8 protein-coding genes are annotated in these 18,421 nt (G+C 48.3%); 7 read left to right on the top strand and 1 reads right to left on the bottom strand.

What is annotated here, in order from left to right; genetic code table 11:
* The first annotated feature begins 202 nt into the window (after nt 1-202).
* The 7 genes from LAY41_RS31055 (at nt 203) to LAY41_RS31025 (ending at nt 12,944) form a co-directional block, all read left to right on the top strand.
* Nucleotides 203-2,473 (top strand): glycoside hydrolase family 57 protein, encoded by a 2,271-nt coding sequence (locus tag LAY41_RS31055; protein ID WP_249106433.1) that lies wholly within the window; start codon nt 203-205, stop codon nt 2,471-2,473.
* A gap of 331 nt (nt 2,474-2,804) precedes the next feature.
* A complete protein-coding gene (locus LAY41_RS31050; RefSeq protein ID WP_249106432.1) occupies nt 2,805-5,987 on the top strand; it encodes an ATP-binding protein in 3,183 nt (1,060 codons plus the stop codon).
* Between the two features lie 46 nt (nt 5,988-6,033).
* Nucleotides 6,034-6,897, top strand: coding sequence for a Tab2/Atab2 family RNA-binding protein (locus LAY41_RS31045; protein ID WP_249106431.1), 864 nt, complete (start codon nt 6,034-6,036; stop codon nt 6,895-6,897).
* A 275-nt stretch (nt 6,898-7,172) separates the two neighbouring features.
* On the top strand, nt 7,173-8,483 hold the full coding sequence (locus LAY41_RS31040) for a TldD/PmbA family protein (protein WP_249106430.1): 1,311 nt from the start codon (nt 7,173-7,175) through the stop codon (nt 8,481-8,483).
* A gap of 352 nt (nt 8,484-8,835) precedes the next feature.
* On the top strand, nt 8,836-10,074 hold the full coding sequence (locus tag LAY41_RS31035; protein ID WP_249106429.1) for a septal ring lytic transglycosylase RlpA family protein: 1,239 nt from the start codon (nt 8,836-8,838) through the stop codon (nt 10,072-10,074).
* A gap of 99 nt (nt 10,075-10,173) precedes the next feature.
* Entirely contained in the window at nt 10,174-11,778 is a 1,605-nt protein-coding gene (locus LAY41_RS31030) for a bifunctional pantoate--beta-alanine ligase/(d)CMP kinase (protein WP_249106428.1), read from the top strand.
* 176 nt (nt 11,779-11,954) lie between these two features.
* Nucleotides 11,955-12,944, top strand: a complete 990-nt coding sequence (locus tag LAY41_RS31025; RefSeq protein ID WP_249106426.1) for a polysaccharide deacetylase family protein — start codon at nt 11,955-11,957, stop codon at nt 12,942-12,944.
* Between the two features lie 126 nt (nt 12,945-13,070).
* Here the strand turns inward: LAY41_RS31025 and LAY41_RS31020 are convergent, their stop codons facing one another.
* Nucleotides 13,071-17,900, bottom strand: coding sequence for a glutamate synthase-related protein (locus LAY41_RS31020; protein ID WP_249106425.1), 4,830 nt, complete (start codon nt 17,898-17,900; stop codon nt 13,071-13,073).
* Between the last annotated feature and the right edge of the window lie 521 nt (nt 17,901-18,421).

Raw genomic sequence — 18,421 nt, 5'->3', positions numbered from 1 at the left:
GCAGAGGAGCAGAGGAGCAGAGGAGCAGAGGAGCAGAGGAGCAGAGGAGCAGAGGAGCAGAGGAGCAGAGGAGCAGAATCTTCCCCCTCTTCCCCCTATTCCCTAGCCCCTAGCCCCTAGCCCCTCTTCCCTAGCCCCTAGCCCCTCTTCCCTAGCCCCTCTTCCCTAGCCCCTAGCCCCTAGCCCCTAGCCCCTTCCCTCTATGTCTCATCCCCTATACGTCGCCTTCATTTGGCACCAGCATCAACCGTTGTACAAAAGTCGGAGTAGAGACTTTCTAGCCGATCCGACGGCGTTGGTGCCCAATATGGGCCAATACCATCTGCCTTGGGTGCGGCTGCATGGTACTAAAGATTACTTAGATTTAGTACTCCTGCTGGAACGCTATCCCAAGCTGCATCAAACAGTCAATTTAGTGCCTTCTCTGATTCTGCAACTGGAAGATTATATCGCTGGAACGGCGATGGACCCTTACCTAGCAGTAGCGCTGACACCGACAGAACGGCTAAACGAAGCGCAGAAAATATTTATCATTGAGCATTTTTTTGATGCCAACCACCACACTCTGATCGACCCCAATCCTCGTTATGCCGAACTATATACGCAACGACAAGAAAAAGGAAGGTCGTGGTGCAGAGAAAACTGGAACCTGCAAGATTACAGCGATTTGTTAGCTTGGCATAACTTAGCTTGGTTCGATCCGCTGTTTTGGGATGACCCAGAAATTGCCAAGTGGTTGGAACAAGGGAGAAATTTTAGGTTAAGCGATCGCCAGCGGATTTACTCCAAGCAGCGAGAAATCCTCAGCCGTATCGTTCCCCAGCACCGTTCAATGCAGGAGAACGGGCAGTTGGAAGTGACCACAACACCCTACACCCACCCCATCTTGCCCCTGCTAGCCAATACTGATGTGGGACGGGTAGCGGTCCCCAACATGAATTTGCCCCACCATCGATTCCAGTGGGAAGAAGATATTCCCAGGCACTTACAAAAAGCCTGGGATTTTTATGCAGAACGCTTTGGATGCGAAGTTCGTGGCTTGTGGCCCTCGGAAGAAGCAGTTAGTCCCCAGATTTTGCCCTACGTAGCCCAGCAAGGATTTAAGTGGCTAGTTTCTGATGAAGCTGTGCTGGGCAACACTATCAATCACTTTTTCCACCGCGATGGTTCTGGTAATGTTGGCGAACCGGAGTTACTGTACCGTCCCTATCGCTTGGAAACGCACGCAGGTGAATTGGCGATCGTATTTCGCGATCACCGCCTTTCCGATTTGATTGGTTTTACTTATGCGTCGATGGAACCGAAGAAGGCGGCAGCTGACTTGGTGGGCCATTTGGAAGCGATCGCACGTTCCCTGAAACATCGTCAATCTAGTGGCGAAACAGCTTTGCAAGAACCTTGGCTGGTTACAATTGCCCTTGATGGCGAAAACTGCTGGGAACACTACCAACTCGATGGCAAGCCCTTCCTGGAAGCTCTTTATCAGACTTTCAGCGACCATTCAGAAATAAAACTCGTAACCGTCTCAGAATTTATCGACAACTTCCCTGCAACAGCAACCCTGACCGCAGAGAAGTTGCACACAGGTTCCTGGGTCGATGGCAATCTCACCACCTGGATAGGCGACCCAGCCAAAAATCGCGCCTGGGATCTGCTCACAGAGGCACGGCAAGTTCTGGCAGACCGCCCAGAGGTAACAGAAGAGAACAATCCAGAAGTCTGGGAAGCATTATATGCAGCAGAAGGTTCCGATTGGTTTTGGTGGTTTGGCGAAGGTCATTCCTCCAACCAAGATGCCATTTTCGATCAACTTTTCCGCGAACATTTGGCGGGTATCTACCAGGCGTTGAATTTACCAGTCCCAGACAATGTACGCCGACCCGTAGAAGTGCATGAAGCGCGAGGGGATCACCGACCCGAAAGCTTTATTCATCCTGTCATTGATGGAGTCGGTGATGAGCAAGACTGGGATAAAGCCGGTCGGATTGAAATTGGTGGAGCCAGGGGTACAATGCACCGCAGCAGTGCCATCCAGCGCATCTGGTATGGGGTAGATCACCTTAATTTCTATTTGCGATTGGATTTTCAAACCGGGGTTCTGCCGGGGAAAGGTTGTCCGCCTCAGTTAAATTTGCTCTGGTTTTATCCTGACCGCACGATGCCAAACAGTCCAATTCCCCTGGCAAATCTACCAGAAGAACCACCGTTAAATTATCTGTTCCACCACCATCTGGGAATTAATTTACTGACCAATTCACTTTGGTTTCAAGAAGCTGGAGAGAATCACCAATGGCATGACCGTCCCACTCGCGCTCAAGTCGGACTTGAGAGTTGTTTGGAGCTGGCGATACCTTGGGCAGATTTGCACATTGAGCCAGATTATCCGATCAGGCTGATCTTAGTTCTTTCTGAGGGCGATCGTTTTTGTAGTTATATGCCAGAAAATGCGCTGATTCCGATCGAAGTGCCGTAGGAAGCGATCGCTTTTTTTGAAAGAACCGCAAAGGCGCGTTAGCACGAATGGGCGCGGAAAAAGGAAAGAGGTGAAATCCTCCAGCGCCCATTTTTCTTGGCAATAGACAAGATTGCAAAAGTAAAATGTATTTATGTTTTCATCTGTGTTTATCTGTGGATATCTGTGGTCAAAAAAATCCTAAATTTCGGTCTTTTGGAAGATGTCTAATAGACCTTTGGCAAGGTCGTAGCAAAAACAGTTTCGACTTTACCAAAATCACCAAAAGTCCGGGCTATGATAGAACCTTCTCTGCTACAACTACATAAAAGGCTTCCCAACCCCGAACCCTATGTCAGAAGTGCCTCTTGCAGTTCGTTTAACCACTGCTCCCCTACCTCCTAACGAAGTAGAACGGCTAGAAGCACTGCGTCGATACAATGTTCTCGATACCCCACCTGAAGAAAGCTTCGATCGCATCACTAATCTAGCAGCGCGTCTGTTTGATGTACCGATCGCTCTAGTTTCCTTGGTTGACCAATTTCGCGCCTGGTTCAAATCCTGCTACGGTTTTGACAGCCGCGAAGTCAGGCGCGAGGACAGTATTTGTAGCTTCGCTCTTTTAATTGACGATGTTTTAGTCGTTCCAGATACTAGAAAAGATTCTCGTTTCGCCTGCATCCCTGCGGCGCTGAGCGAACCAGGCGTTCGCTTCTATGCAGGTGCTACTCTAGTCACTCAGGATGGCTTTAATCTTGGTACTATGTGTATTCTGGACACCAAGCCGCGCGACGATTTTAGTGACGAACAGCGAGCCACTCTGGCTGACTTAGCGGCGATGGTAGTTGACCAATTAGAGCTACGGCTAGCTTCTCGCCAAGTTGTCCAGATAAATGCCGCGCTCCAAGAGGCATCTAACGCAGTCTCCGCCGCAACAGGGGAGACGTTTTTCTTCTCCCTGGTGCAACACCTAACTAAAGCTTTGGATGTTGATAGCGCCTACATTGCTCAGATAGTTGGGAACGACAGTGAAACCCTCAGAACTATTGCTGTCTGCATGGGGGGACAAATGGCGGACAACATGGAATACCCTCTGCGCGATACACCCTGTCACGAGGCGATTGAGCAACGTAAGATATGTTGCTATCCCCGTCAGGTTCAAGCCCAATTTCCGCAAGCTAACCTGCTCAGAGAATTGTCTATTGAGAGCTACATTGCTGTGCCGTTGTTTGACTCTACAGGAATGCCATTGGGATTGCTGGCGGTAATGGATGCAAAACCTTTAGCGAATATCCAACTAGCAGAATCTTTGCTGACCATTTTTGCTACAAGGGTGGCAACAGAGTTGGAAAGGCAGCAACTTGAAGCAGAACGCGCTCAAATGCTAGCACGGGAACAGGCAGCAAGAGCAGAGGCGGAAATACAGCGCACTTACCTGCATTCGTTACTGATGAATGCTCCTGCATCTATAGCGATCCTAAACGGGAGTAAGGGTGTTGAACTTGTTTATGAGTTCGCTAACCCACTTTACTATCAACTTGTGGGTAAACAAGAACTGATCGGTAAATCACTTGGCGAATTGTTTCCAGAGCTTGAAAACCAAGGAATCTACGAAATCCTTGATGGCGTGATTGCTACTGGCAAACCATTTGTAGGCAAAGAGTTTCCCATCAAGCTGAACAGGCGGGGGAACCGAACAATTGACGAAGGGTTCTTTAACTTCGTCTACCAGCCTAAGTACGGTCTGGATGGCAAAATTGAAGGCGTGATGGCTTTTGGATTTGAAGTTACCGATCAAGTTTTGTCACGCCAACAAGCTGAGTTACTGGCTGAAGACTTGCGCCATGAACAAAAAGCTTTAAAAGAAAGTGAGGAGCGTTATCGCGCTCTGGTAATTGCTACTTCGCAAGCGGTTTGGACAACAAATGCTGAAGGACTTATTATTGATGACCTACCATCTTGGCAAAGTTTAACAGGTCAAAGTGCTTCAGAAGTTAAAGGATGGGGTTGGCTGAACGCGGTTCATCCAGAGGATAGAGACTACACTGCAAAAAGCTGGATTCATACAATTGAAACGAAAAGTATCTATGAGATTGAGCATCGGTTGCGGACAGCAGATGGAAATTACCGCTATTTCTTTGCTCGTGGCGTACCTGTTTTTGCGGAAGATGGCAGTATTCGAGAGTGGGTAGGCGCTCACACCGATATCACTCCCGCTAAGCAAATTGAGTCAGAACGCGCCCAAATCTTGGCTAGAGAGCAAGCTGCACGCGCCCAAGCTGAAGCCGCGAATCGCATTAAGGATGAATTTCTGGCAGTGCTTTCTCACGAATTGCGATCGCCTCTCAATCCCATTCTCGGTTGGACAAAGCTCCTGCGAACCCGTCAGTTTGACAAGGTGAAGACTGACAAGGCGCTAGAAACGATCGAGCGCAATGCCATATTGCAGACTAGGCTAATTGAAGATTTACTCGACATCTCCCGCATCATGCAGGGAAAAATTAGCTTAAATGTCTGCCCAGTTAATTTAAAATTCCCAATTGAGGCAGCGCTCGAAACTGTACGTTTGGCTGCTGAAGCTAAATCAATCGATTTGAGATTTGTGATGTCGGATTTGGGATTGGAAAATGCACTTGAGAACTCAGTATCTATAGAATATGATGAATTTTCTAGTCATCTAAAATCCCAAGTACAAAATCCAAAATTTCTCGTTTCAGGCGATGCCAGCCGCTTACAACAGATAGTGTGGAATCTGGTGGGCAACGCGATTAAGTTTACTCCTCCCGGCGGGTGTGTTGAAGTTGAACTTTCATTAGTCGAGAGTGCAGAATTATCAACTCAAAAATCTTATGCTCAAATTCAAGTAAGAGATACAGGTAAAGGAATTGGTGGAGACTTTCTTCCTCATGTTTTTGAGTATTTCCGTCAAGCAGATGGCTCAATTAATAGAAGGCATGGCGGACTGGGATTGGGTTTAGCGATCGCACGACATTTGGTAGAAATGCACGGCGGTACTATCTATGCAGAAAGCGAAGGTGAGGGAAAAGGCGCAACGTTTACAGTGCAACTGCCGCTGATGAAGGCGCAAGCGCAGACGATCGAACCCAGCATACCATTTGACGATGCTCTACAACTCAATGGTTTGCGGATACTTGTAGTCGATGATGAACCTGATACCCTGGAACTTCACGTTTTCATGCTCCAACAGTACGGGGCCCAAGCGATCGGAGCAACATCAGCAGCAGAAGCAGTTCAACTCCTCAAAAGACTAAATCCAGATGTGCTGATAAGTGACTTGGGGATGCCAAATGAAGATGGCTACAGTCTCATTCGCCGAGTGAGAGCCTTAGAGTCGCCACAAGGGAGAGCTATTCCAGCCATTGCCGTAACTGCGTATGCTAGGGCAGAAGACAGCACAAAGGCTCTGGAAGCGGGGTTTGGGCGGCATATTTCTAAGCCAGTCGAGCCAGTAGAATTAGTTGAGGCGATCGCCAATCTCATCCGAATTAGGAACAACCAGAAGCTGATAACCTGATATCATGCCAAATCGGCAATAGTCTAAATAAAAATCGCAAAAACTTATGGGCAAAATATGGGAGCTTGACTATTATTCAAAGCCCATTCTGGACGAGAACAAGAAAAAATTATGGGAAGTGCTGATATGCGATAGCCCCCAAGATGTGGTAGAGGAGCCTGAGTCCATCTTCCGGTATGCTAAGTTTTGTTCCAATCAGCAGGTAAATTCTGTTTGGTTGCGGACGGCTTTGGAGGAAGCGATCGCTCAATCTGGGCAACCCCCCCAAAAAATCCGCTTTTTCCGCGTCCAGATGACTAATATGATTACCAAAGCCTGCGAAGATTTGGGTATCCCAGCTTACCCCAGCCGCCGCACATTTAACCTCAATCGTTGGCTCAGATGTCGGATGGAAGAGGTATATCCACACTACCCCGGCTTCGTACCTGTTGGCCCCAATCCCTCTGTGCTAATAGAAAGTCAGCCACCCCTACCCCTACCCGATGCTTTGATCGGACAGCAATGGGCGTTTGTAACTTTAGAGGCATCCGCATTTGCAGAAATGCCGGAATGGGACATTAGCTTTAAAGAAGCTTTTCCTTTGCAGGCGCGGGGAGTGACGCCAGATTCCCTCATTCCAGGTTTGATCATTTTCTCATCTAGAGCTATGCCTTTAGCTGCGTGGATATCCGGTTTGGAACTAGCTTGCCTCAAATTTGACTCTGTGACTCCGGCGAGATTGCTATTAGAAACAGGTGTTAGCGATCGCTGGATTCTGGCTAATATCAAAGATGCAGCCACCATTGCCGAAGCCAAAGGATTTGAAGAAGCCAAGCAAAAAGCCCAAAATGTGCATTTTTTAGCTGTTCAGTCCGATCGTCAAGCAGAATCTTTTGCGGGTTTCTGGCTCTTGCAAGATGATATCGCTTGACAAAAAATCCACAAGCCTGCGTGGCGCGACCTCCACAAATCGCTTACATCCCCAGCCTTAAAAGAACGGGGCTATAGCTCGTTTTTTGGTAAGTTTAGATTTGAGAAGAATAGGACTTACGCATTGGCCCCCCTAACCCCCCAAAGAAAGGGGGGAATAAGTTTTTTCTCCCCCCTTTCTTTGGGGGGTCGGGGGGGCAAAATCAGGATTTTTGCGTAAGTCCTGAAGAAGAAATTTAATTTTTCAATTTTTCAGTCTAAATCGAAAATCGCGTTATGGGTTATGACGATTTCCAACCAGAGGCACTAGCAGAACAGCTCCTCGAACTAGCAGCCAGATCGGGGGCCCAAGCAGCTGAAGTTTATCAGTCGCGATCGCTCTCCAAACCAGTATTTTTTGAAGCCAATCGACTAAAGCAACTGGAAAGCGCCCAAGCTGAAGGGACAGCACTGCGACTGTGGAAAAATGGTTGTCCGGGATTGGCAGTCGCCTATGGGCCAGTGGAACCAAAAGCTTTAGTGGAAAGTGCGATCGCGCTTTCGCACCTCAACGAACCGGAACCAGTAGAACTGGTCGGGGCCACAAAAGCAATATATCCCGATGTAGGACAAGCCGTAACAGTAGAACAACTGGTAGTTTGGGGAAAAGAAGCGATCGCGCTAATTCGAGACGCCTACCCAGAAGTCCTGGTAAGTGCTGAATGGGAATGCGAAGTTGAAACTACGCGCCTAGTCAATTCCCAAGGACTCGATTGTTCGCACACCGATACTACCCTCAGCTGCTATCTAGGCACAGAATGGGTGCGAGGCGATGATTTTTTGAGCGTTGCTGACGGACAAACCCAGCGCGACAGCCTAGATCCTGTAGCGCTGGCGCAACAAATTTTACAGCGGTTGAATTGGTGTAAAGAAAACGTTTCACCTTCCGTCGGTCGGGTGCCGGTGTTATTCACCGCCAAAGCCGCCGACATGATCTGGGGCACCGTCCAAGCTGCTTTGAACGGCAAAATGGTCATAGAAGGCGCTTCTCCTTGGAGCTCTAGCCACAGCTGCAAGGTAATTTCCGAAGCCTTGACCCTCGAACAACGGCCTGATCGTGGCCCATTTAGCTGCCCCTTCGATGATGAAGGCACTCCCACCCGACCCCTGACCTTTATCAAAAATGGCATCTTGCAGCTTTTTTACACCGACACCACTACTGGTCGGCGTTTAGGATCGGGCACTACCGGCAATGGATTTCGTCCCGGATTGGGCAGCTATCCCACCCCAGGTTTATTTAACTTGCTCATTCAACCCGGATCGGGGTCAATGCTTGACTTAATCGCTCAAATGGATGATGGATTGGTCGTCGATCAAATGCTGGGGGGCAGTGCCGGGATTTCTGGAGAATTTTCCATCAATATCGATCTGGGCTACCGGGTAAGTGGCGGTCAAATCGTCGGCAGAGTCAAAGATACTATGGCCGCCGGTAACGTTTACACAGCCCTCAAGCAAGTCATCGCACTGGGAGGTGATGCCGAGTGGAATGGCAATTGCTACACACCTTCTTTGATCGTAGAAGGTTTATCAGTTACAGGAAGACAGTAAACCGACATCTAATCCCAACATCGGTAATCAACCGCCCATAAATCGGCAACGGCTTATGTAAAGTTTTCATAAAGTTTAAAGGAACGCTATGAGGGCAAAATCTCCCTAAACCCTTGTTAGAAGGGTATTTTTATCACAATTTAATTTTAAAGTTTTGATAAAGTTGTGGCTCACTACAGAGTCACACCGATCCCCAAACACAAAACTTCGTGGTAGTCTGTTGCAGTTACAAATTCAGAAGTGTACACGGAACGAGTACGAGTTTACAGGGTCGAATTCTACGGTCGGGTGCTATCCCCTGCCATAAAAAGCAACATCAGTAGCGGCCTCTATCTCGATTCACGAAAAGCCTATGAATCTAAAACTTTGGAGTGGCCTTATTGCCGCTTTACTTACAACTGCATTTAGTACTACATCATCCAGTCATGCAGAAGCTACCAAAGCAATTGAGCAACAAACTGAAGCCTCGTCCACGATCGGCGGTCAGCGGTCAGCGGTCAGCGGGAATACAACGGACAACGGACAACTGACAGCTGACAAAACTACTTCTGCTTTAGCTTCTCTTCAGGCGACCCAAGAGCGAGTTGATGCAGTCAGGATGGGTACAGGGTATGAGCTTAGCAGTAAGACAGAACCCCAGGAAAATAAGGCTAACTTGCCTAGACTTCAAACAAATCGCTCTGGTGAAACTAGATCTGGGCTAACGCCCAGTCCGCGCCTTGAAGCAGATACTATCGCCCAGGTTAAACCCCACGAATTTGCAGGTCGTCAGGCTGCAACGCTTTACTTGCGCGATATTCCCGTCCTTACCTTTCTTAGTTCTGCCTCAGCTAGTCAGATCGCGATCGATCCGGTTTGGCGAGCAACAGCGGTCGCTACAAGGATAAATCAGCTTAATCGCGACAAAATAGATGCTAATACTATTACAGTTGTCTGGAATAGTACTCGCGATGCTTCAATAACACTACCGTCTTCCACAACAAGACTTAACGGACAACAACAGTTTCAGTCTGCAATTCCCTCTAGTCGCCATACATCCCAAGCAAGAGAAACGGGCGTAAGCTACATCGTTAAAGTAGGTGGTGAAAACCTAGTCGAGATCAATGCAGATACCATCCTTCCAGACACTACCAACAACCTTGCTGAAGATGCCCTCCAAGTAACCAATCGACTCCGCCGACTCATATCCAACGCTCCGCCCTTGAGGTATATTGCCGGTATACCCGCGCCAAAGCCAGTACAAATTACCTTAAGGGCGATTCCAGTGGTATCAAGCGTGAGAGGATTGGCTTCCTGGTATGGCCCAGGCTTTCATGGCAATCGCAGCGCCAACGGTGAGATTTTCAACCAAAATGCTCTAACCGCCGCCCATCGTACCTTACCTTTTGGAACCCAAGTACGGGTAACGAACCTCAATAACGGTCTTTCTGTTGTAGTACGCATTAACGACCGTGGGCCTTATTCTGGGAGACGGATTATCGATCTTTCAGCAGCAGCAGCCCGAAGCTTGGGAATGATGCAAACTGGAGTGGCGACAGTAAGCTTAGAAGTTCTGGGCAAACCGCAAACCGTAGCTCTAGATGAAAATTAACGCTACAGGGAGAGTCATTAGTCATTGGTCATTAGTGAGATTTACCAATGACCAATGACTAATGACTAATGACCAATGACTAACAACTAATTAACAAAAGTGCTAGTTTTTACTACGGTTGCTGCGCTGCACTGTTATTTGCGTATAGGCCAGCTTGAAGGAGATGGGATAGAGCAAGGGGTCGGCTTGGTTCCTACTATGGGAGCTCTGCACGCTGGTCATCTGACGCTTCTAGGACGTGCTAGACAACAAAATTCTATTGTCATTGTCAGCATTTTTGTTAATCCGTTGCAATTTGGACCGAGTGAAGATTTTCAAAAGTATCCCCGCCAATTAGAACCGGATCGGCAACTATGTGAAAAAGCTGGGGTAGATGCTATTTTTGTCCCCACTGCTGAAGAGATGGGAATGAATGGGAACGGGGGAGTGGGGGAGCGGGGGAACGGGAAAACGGGGGAAAATTTTTCACTCAGCACTCAAGAAGCACTCACGCAGGTTGTTCCTCCAGAATCGATGACATCTGTTTTGTGCGGTCGTTCCCGCGTCGGTCATTTTCAAGGAGTTGCCACAATTGTGACTAAACTCTTGAACCTGGTACAGCCGACTAGGGCTTATTTTGGTCAGAAGGACGCTCAGCAACTAGCTATCATTCGGCGTCTGGTGGCAGATCTAAATTTACCTGTGGAAATTGTCGCCTGTCCGACGGTGCGCGAGTCTTCTGGACTGGCGCTTAGTTCTCGGAATCAGTATCTGACAGCCCAGGAGAAAGAGGAGGCGTCAGTTTTGTATCGCAGCTTACGGCAAGCGGAACGGGCGTTTTTGGCAGGTGAACGATCGAGTGCCGAATTGATTGCTCTGGTTAAGCTAGAATTGGCAATGGTTCCGACTATTGAACTTGAGTATGTCGAGTCGGTAGACCCTACTACTTTGATACCTTTAGACAAAATTGAGGAGGTCGGACTTTTGGCTCTAGCAGCGAGGTTGGGTTCTACCCGCCTCATTGATAATATTCTTCTCAGAAACCGTCAGCCTATTGTGGCAATTGATGGCCCAGCAGGAGCGGGAAAATCTACTGTAGCTCGTCAGGTAGCCCAAGCTTTGGGGCTGCTATATCTGGATACGGGAGCTATGTATCGAGCTGTAACTTGGCTGGTTCTGCAATCTGATATTCCAATTGAGGATGAACCGTCGATCGCAGAAATGGTGTGCAAGTGTGAAATAATCCTGCGGATGAGCGATGAGCCCCAAGCTCCCGTCCGCGTCTGGATTAACAGCCAGGAGGTCACGCAAGCCATTCGCAGTTTAGAAGTGACATCCCAAGTTTCTGCTATAGCAGCTCAGCTCAGCGTCCGTCAGGAGCTAGTTAAACAACAGCAGTTGTGGGGCGAAAAAGGCGGCATTGTTGTGGAGGGCCGCGACATTGGCACTCATGTTTTCCCAGATGCAGAACTCAAAATCTTCTTAACTGCTTCAGTACATGAGCGAGCTAAGAGGCGTCAGCAGGAACTGAAAAATCAAGGTGAGGCAGACCTAAGTTTAGAGCAGATGGAGCAAAACCTTGTCTTACGCGACTGGAAGGACAGCAACCGCGATGTAGCGCCCTTGCAAAAAGCACCCGATTCTATTGAGATCCTAACTGATGGTCTCAGCATAGCTGAGGTTACCGATCGAATTGTCAGCCTCTACAAGGAAGAGGGGCTATAAAAGTGAAAAGTCAAAAACCCAAAGTCAAAAGAAGATAGGGGCTAGGGAAGAAAGAAGAGTTTAGATTTTTAATTTTAGAAGGAGATAAGATTTATTTTAAATCTGAAATTAAAAATCTAAAATCTAAAACCTTAAATTCCAATAATACCTGGTGGTGGAGTGAAATGAGAAGTAAATTGACTCATAGGAACCCTATAACTGTAAGGCTTTTAGTATTCATTACCCTCGTTACTGGTGCTTGTTGTTTTGTCATCGGTATTCACTTTTTTGCCAACCAATCTGTCGCTCGAACCCCAGGGGCTTCTGTGTCTGAGCTAGAGCCCTTACCTCGACAGCGGATTTTAAACTCAGAAGTCGCTCTTGAAAAATTAACTCCATCCCCACAATTTCCGGTCATCCAGCCTCACCTTCAAGTAAATGAAGATGCAATACCTCTCAACTCATACCCTGAGTCAAACATTGAGAAAACAGATACCAAACAAAGTCAAGAAATCCCACAAGGGGGAATAAAAACCAAAACTTTTGCAGTACCCACTCAGTTTCAGGGAAAAACCTTTAATAAGATAGCTATTTCGGGGGAACAGAAAGTTATTGCCCTCACATTTGATGATGGGCCTTGGCCTAAAACTACTTTACAAGTGTTGAATATTTTAAAGAAGAACAACATCAAGGCGACGTTTTTTTGGGTGGGGCAATGCGTAAAAAATTATCCACAATTGGCGCAGCAAGTAGTAGCGGAGGGACACGCTATAGCCAACCATACGTGGAGCCACTCTTACCGCAAGATGAACGCTAGTCAAGCTGCTCATGAAATTGATGACACAGCAGATTTGATCTACAAAACTACGGGAGTGAGAACATTTCTATTTCGTCCGCCCGGTGGTATTATGAATAATGGGCCAGCAGGTTATGCTGAGCAAAAAAACTATGCTATAGCTAAGTGGTCTAACGACCCGATGGATTATCGTCCTCTGCCTGCACAAAAGTTGATTAAAAACGTTCTCCGTAAGGCTAAATCGGGCGATATCGTGCTGATGCACGATGGTGGTGGAAACCATTCTGCAACTGTGAGAGCTTTACCTGAAATAATCGATAAGCTCTCGTCGCAGGGGTACAAGTTTGTGACTGTGCCGGAACTTTTAGAAATGAAAGATAGGGAACAGTGAAATTTTAGATTTGAGATTTCAAATTTGAAATCTAAGAGGATGTTTGAGAAGTATCAGACGAGCCCCCCTAGCCCCCCTTTTTAAGGGGGGAACAAGAGCCTCAAAGTCCCCCTTTTTAAGGGGGATTTAGGGGGATCTCAGGGTTGGTGTATCGCAAGCAACTGTTGACTGAACCGAACTGAGAACTTTTTCTTGAGCAACTTCTGGATTAACTTCTGGAGAATCAGCTTCTGAGGGAGGCACAACTTGCCAGAATTTAGGTAAAAATTCTGCCCAGTTCTCAAGAATAATCTTAGCTTTTTGGCTGCTGGTGCGATCGCTATGAGCTTCTATCAGCTCCTTCAATTGCCGTTCCCCAACAGCAGTCGCTACTCGTTGAAGCTTGACAATTTCTGGATTCACATAAAGCGGAAAGCTGCCATCCTCATCGAGGAAGTAGGCCAAACCGCCAGTCATGCCAGCACCCACATTCCGGCCCACCTTGCCCAACACGACGATAACTCCACCAGTCATATATTCGCAGCAGTGATCGCCAGCGCCTTCTATGACTGCGACTCCAGCAGAGTTCCGCACCGCAAAGCGCTCGCCTGCTTGACCGCTGGCAAACAAAGTGCCGCCAGTTGCGCCGTACAGACAGACATTGCCAACTAGAGCAGTTTGTGCCCAGTCGTAGGTAGCTTCTGCGGGGGGTTTGATGATAATTTCGCCGCCGTGCATACCTTTGCCCACATAGTCATTGGCTTCCCCTTCCAGTCGCAAAATCATGCCGGGGAGGTTGAAGGCACCAAAGCTTTGACCGGCGGAACCGATAAAGTTGAGGGAAATCTGGCCTTCAAAGCCGTTGTTGCCGTATTGAGATGCTAGAGCACCTGCAAGTCTTGCGCCCACCGTTCGGTCAGTATTCACCACCCGCAATGTCTTGCTTACTACGGTCATCTCGCGGATGGCTAGCTGAATTTCTGGGTCGTTTAACAGTTCGTCATCCAGAACTGGCCCGTTGCTGTGAACTTTTTCGTGGTTTAACAGCGTGCGATTTTCTCTCGTATCCGGTAATTGCAGCAAGCAATCTAAATTGAGCGATCGCGTCTTGGCAAGCTTAATATCCGATCGCGTCTTCAACAAGTCGGCCCGACCAATAACATCCTGCAACGAAGAATAACCCAAATGCGCCAGGATTTGTCGTACTTCCTCCGCTATGAAGTAGAAGAAATTCACTACGTTTTCCGGTACGCCAGTAAACCTCTTCCGCAGTTGCTCTTGCTGGGTGGCCACTCCTACGGGGCAGTTATTTGTATGGCAGATCCGCGCCATAATGCAGCCTTCCGCAATCATGGCTACAGAACCGAAACCGTACTCTTCGCCGCCCATCAGGGCTCCCATGAGTACGTCCCAGCCTGTTTTGAAGCCGCCATCCACCCGGAGAATAACGCGATCGCGCAATTGATTTTCCATCAACACGCGATGCACTTCGGTAAGACCAAGTTCCCACGGAGAACCAGCGTGCTTAATAGAACTCAGCGGCGATGCGCCCGTGCCTCCATCGTGACCGGAAATTTGAATGATATCCGCATTTGCCTTCGCCACCCCAGCAGCGACGGTGCCGATGCCAATTTCCGCGACCAGTTTGACAGATACAGGTGCTTTGGGATTAATTTGGTGCAAATCGAAAATCAGTTGAGCCAAATCCTCGATCGAATAAATATCGTGATGGGGAGGCGGCGAAATCAGCGTCACACCGGGCTTCGATCGCCTTAGCATGGCGATATAGGGACTTACCTTTTTTCCGGGCAATTGACCGCCTTCCCCCGGTTTGGCGCCTTGGGCGATCTTAATTTCTATTTGCTTGGCATTCATCAAATACTCTGGCGTCACCCCAAAACGACCCGACGCCACCTGCTTGATAGCGCTGGAAGCCGTATCGCCCATTTTTAGACCATTGAGGTGGGGAAATAGGGCAGATTTTCCATCCGCACCCACATCGTTCAGTACCTTATAGCGTACCGGGTCTTCGCCACCTTCCCCAGAATTCGACTTACCGCCGAGTCGGTTCATTGCGATCGCCAACACCTCGTGAGCTTCTGGCGACAAGGCACCCAGAGACATTCCCCCAGTGCAGAAACGCTTGACGATGGACGCAACCGACTCTACTTCTGACAAAGGGATGGGTGTGCGATCGCTCTTAAACTCCAACAAATCCCTGAGCGCCGTTATCGGTCTACCTTGTAAGTATTTCCGATAAGTTTCGTAGTGATCGTATCCACTTTGGATTTTGCGCGAAGTGGGCGTCTTGGCGGTTCCCGTCACGATGCCCACCTTCGCAAGAGAAGATTTCGGATTTTGGATTGAAGAATCTTCCTCCTCCCCATATTCCATCTCCTTAAATACAGCCACCGCCTTATGCAGCGCCTTAGCCATTTCCGGGCTGTTCATGTGGAATTCGCCACCCGGACGGTACTGAACGAAGCCAAAATTCTCCAACTTCTTAAAGGTGAGTTCTGGAAAAGCTTTGGAGTGGAAAGACATTACCTCTGAAGCCAATTCCGCCACAGTCAAACCGCCGATGCGAGATGCAGTACCCGCAAAGCCCAAATGCAGCAAATCCGAACCGATACCTATAGCCTCAAAAATTTGCGCCCCTTGGTAACTCGATAACAGGGAAATGCCCATCTTCGACAAAATCTTCAGCAAACCATCTTCCACCGCCTTGCAATAGTTCGCTTCCGCCTTCCCTAAAGTACAAGATAGAATCTTGCCTCGTTCCATGAAACTTTGGGTTTTGGGATTGCGCCACCAAGTCCGTACCGTTTCCAGACCGAGATACGGGCAGATGGCGCTTGCACCGTAGCCTAGAAGACAGGCAAAATGGTGAGTACTCCAGCATTGAGCCGTATCGACAATAATAGAAGCCTTCATCCGCAGCCCCTCGCGAATCAGGTGGTGATGTACAGCTCCTACAGCCAGCAGTGGAGGAATGTAGGTATAATTCTCATCCAGGCCGTGACCATCTCGATCGCTCAAAATTAAAATCTTCTTTCCATTTCGCACTTCCTCAGCTGCTTTGGTACAGAGTTTGCGAACTGCAACCCCCAGACCTTCTGGCCCAGCGGCGATTTCAAAAAGTGTAGATAAGGTAGACGTTTCAAATTCAGGATCGAGATTGCGGATAGCATCCAATTGAGCCTCGTTCAAGACTGGCGACTCCAGCTTCAGCAACCCTGCATATTCAGGCAATGCTGCCAACAAATTCCCCTTCAAGCCCAAATACATACTCAGAGACATTACCAGCTTCTCTCGCAAAGGATCGATCGCTGGATTAGTTACTTGAGCAAATCGCTGTTTAAAATAGTCATAAAGTAAATGCGGCTTTTGCGACAGGACGGCTAAAGGAATGTCATCTCCCATGCAGAAAGTGGGTTCCTTCGCACTAGATGCCATTTCTTCAACAATCATTTCCACATCTTCCAGTGTGTAGCCGAAAGCAGTTTGATGGCGCAGCAAGGTGTTAGCTTCCATTGCAGGCGTTTCCGTTTCCGGTTGAACCGCCAGAGAATGACGCAATTTCAACCATTCACCGTAGGGCAATTCTTTGGCAATACGCTGCTTAATTTCCCAGTTTTTGAGAATCTCGCCATTCTCCAAGTCAACAGCGATCGTTTGACCAGGGCCGAGGCGACCTTTTTCCAATATGTCTGCTTCGGGTATATCTACGACGCCCGCTTCTGAAGCCACAACAATATAACCGTCGCGAGTTATGGTATAACGAGCCGGTCTCAGACCATTGCGATCGAGGGTTGCCCCCACCTTCTTGCCATCCGCGAACACGAGCAAAGCCGGACCATCCCAAGATTCTTGAATGCCGCTGTAATATTCGTAAAAATCAACAATTTCGGGATATTTCTCTAGATCGGGCTGGTTTTTATAAGCTTCCGGCACCATAATCATCAAAGATTCCTCTTGCGATCGCCCGGACTGCACCAGCAATTCCAGCACATTGTCCAGCGTAGCGGAATCGCTGTTATCCCGATCGACAATTGGTTTGAGGTCTGACAAACGATCGCCCCAAACCTCGCAGTCCAAATCCGCCTCCCGCGCTACCATCCAGTTGATATTGCCCAAAAGCGTATTGATTTCGCCATTGTGTCCCAAAAACCTCATCGGCTGGGCTAGCGGCCACTTGGGCATCGTGTTGGTGCTAAAGCGGCGGTGATAGATAGCGAAATTACTCGCATACACGGGATTTTTTAAGTCCGTGTAGAATTCGCCCAAGACTGCCGATCGCACCATCCCCTTGTAGACGATCGTGCGACTGGAGAACGAGCATACATAAAAATCGCTACCGAGTCCTGTAGGTTGCGAACCTTGTCGATTTTCAGCTCTTAGCGCCTTCTCAATTCGCTTGCGAACCGCAAACAAAGTTCTTTCTAGGGAGTCCCCCCGCAAATCATCGCTGGTGACCAATAACTGCTCTATACGCGGTTGGTTTTCCCTCGCTTGGGTTCCTAGCGTTTCTGGCTCAACAGGTACTTCCCGCCAACCCAAAAGTTTCAACCCCGCACCAGCCAATATCCCCTCAACAACTTGCTTGCACTTCAGTTGCCTTGCCGCATCCTGGGGCAAAAACACCATTCCCACCGCAATAGAGTCGGTTTCCGGCATAGGTCGCGCATTTTGTGCAAACCACTGACTCAACAATTCCCAAGGAATAGCCGTCATCAAGCCAGCGCCATCCCCTGAATCTCGATCGGCGCTGCAACCGCCCCGATGTTCCAGACAAGCCAGCGCAGACAGGGATTTAGCGATCAGTTCGTGGCTTACTACGCCCTCTTTATTGGCGATAAAGCCAACGCCACAAGCATCTCGTTCTTCTACCAACCACCGTTGACCGCGATACCCGATAGGTGAATCAAAATTCAGCCCGTTTTGTTGTTCGTTTTGAGGCACGCTTGTTTTATCCATGTAAATATCCATTTTTTTGCAGTTCAAGAGGTGATAGTAATTTAATGAGTGATAGTTGTGTACCCGGAGAGCGGCATCGGGTCAACCGCTGCCGCTTTTGCATAGAGACATTTTGTAAAAATTTAAGTACGCAAGCTTATCAAAAGGGCTAGGAAAGTCAAAAGTCACTCATTCAAAAGTCAAAATGGGCATCGGGCATGGATTCGGAGGGAAGAAACGGAAAAATAAGGCGAGCGCCGTTTATTATGTCTGATATCTTTATATTTTTATATGTCTCAGCCATTATAATCAAATACTCAGTTTCTTTTAAATACCTTGAAATTTTGAATCTTTCGGAATTGTTAGCTTTTGTGCATAAAAATAACATTTTTATGCCTCTGCTCCTCTGCTCCTCTGCTCCTCTGCTCCTCTGCTCCTCTGCTCCTCTGCTCCTCTGCTCCTCTGCTCCTCTGCTCCTCTGCTCCTCTGCTCCTCTGCTCCTCTGCTCCTCTGCTCCTCTGCTCCTCTGCTCCTCTGCTCCT

The organism is Argonema galeatum A003/A1 (genome assembly GCF_023333595.1).
In the GTDB taxonomy this organism is placed as follows: Bacteria; Cyanobacteriota; Cyanobacteriia; order Cyanobacteriales; family Aerosakkonemataceae; genus Argonema; species Argonema galeatum.
The sequence above is the reverse complement of the archived record's forward strand: the minus strand, read 5'-3'. Positions and strand labels throughout refer to the sequence as shown.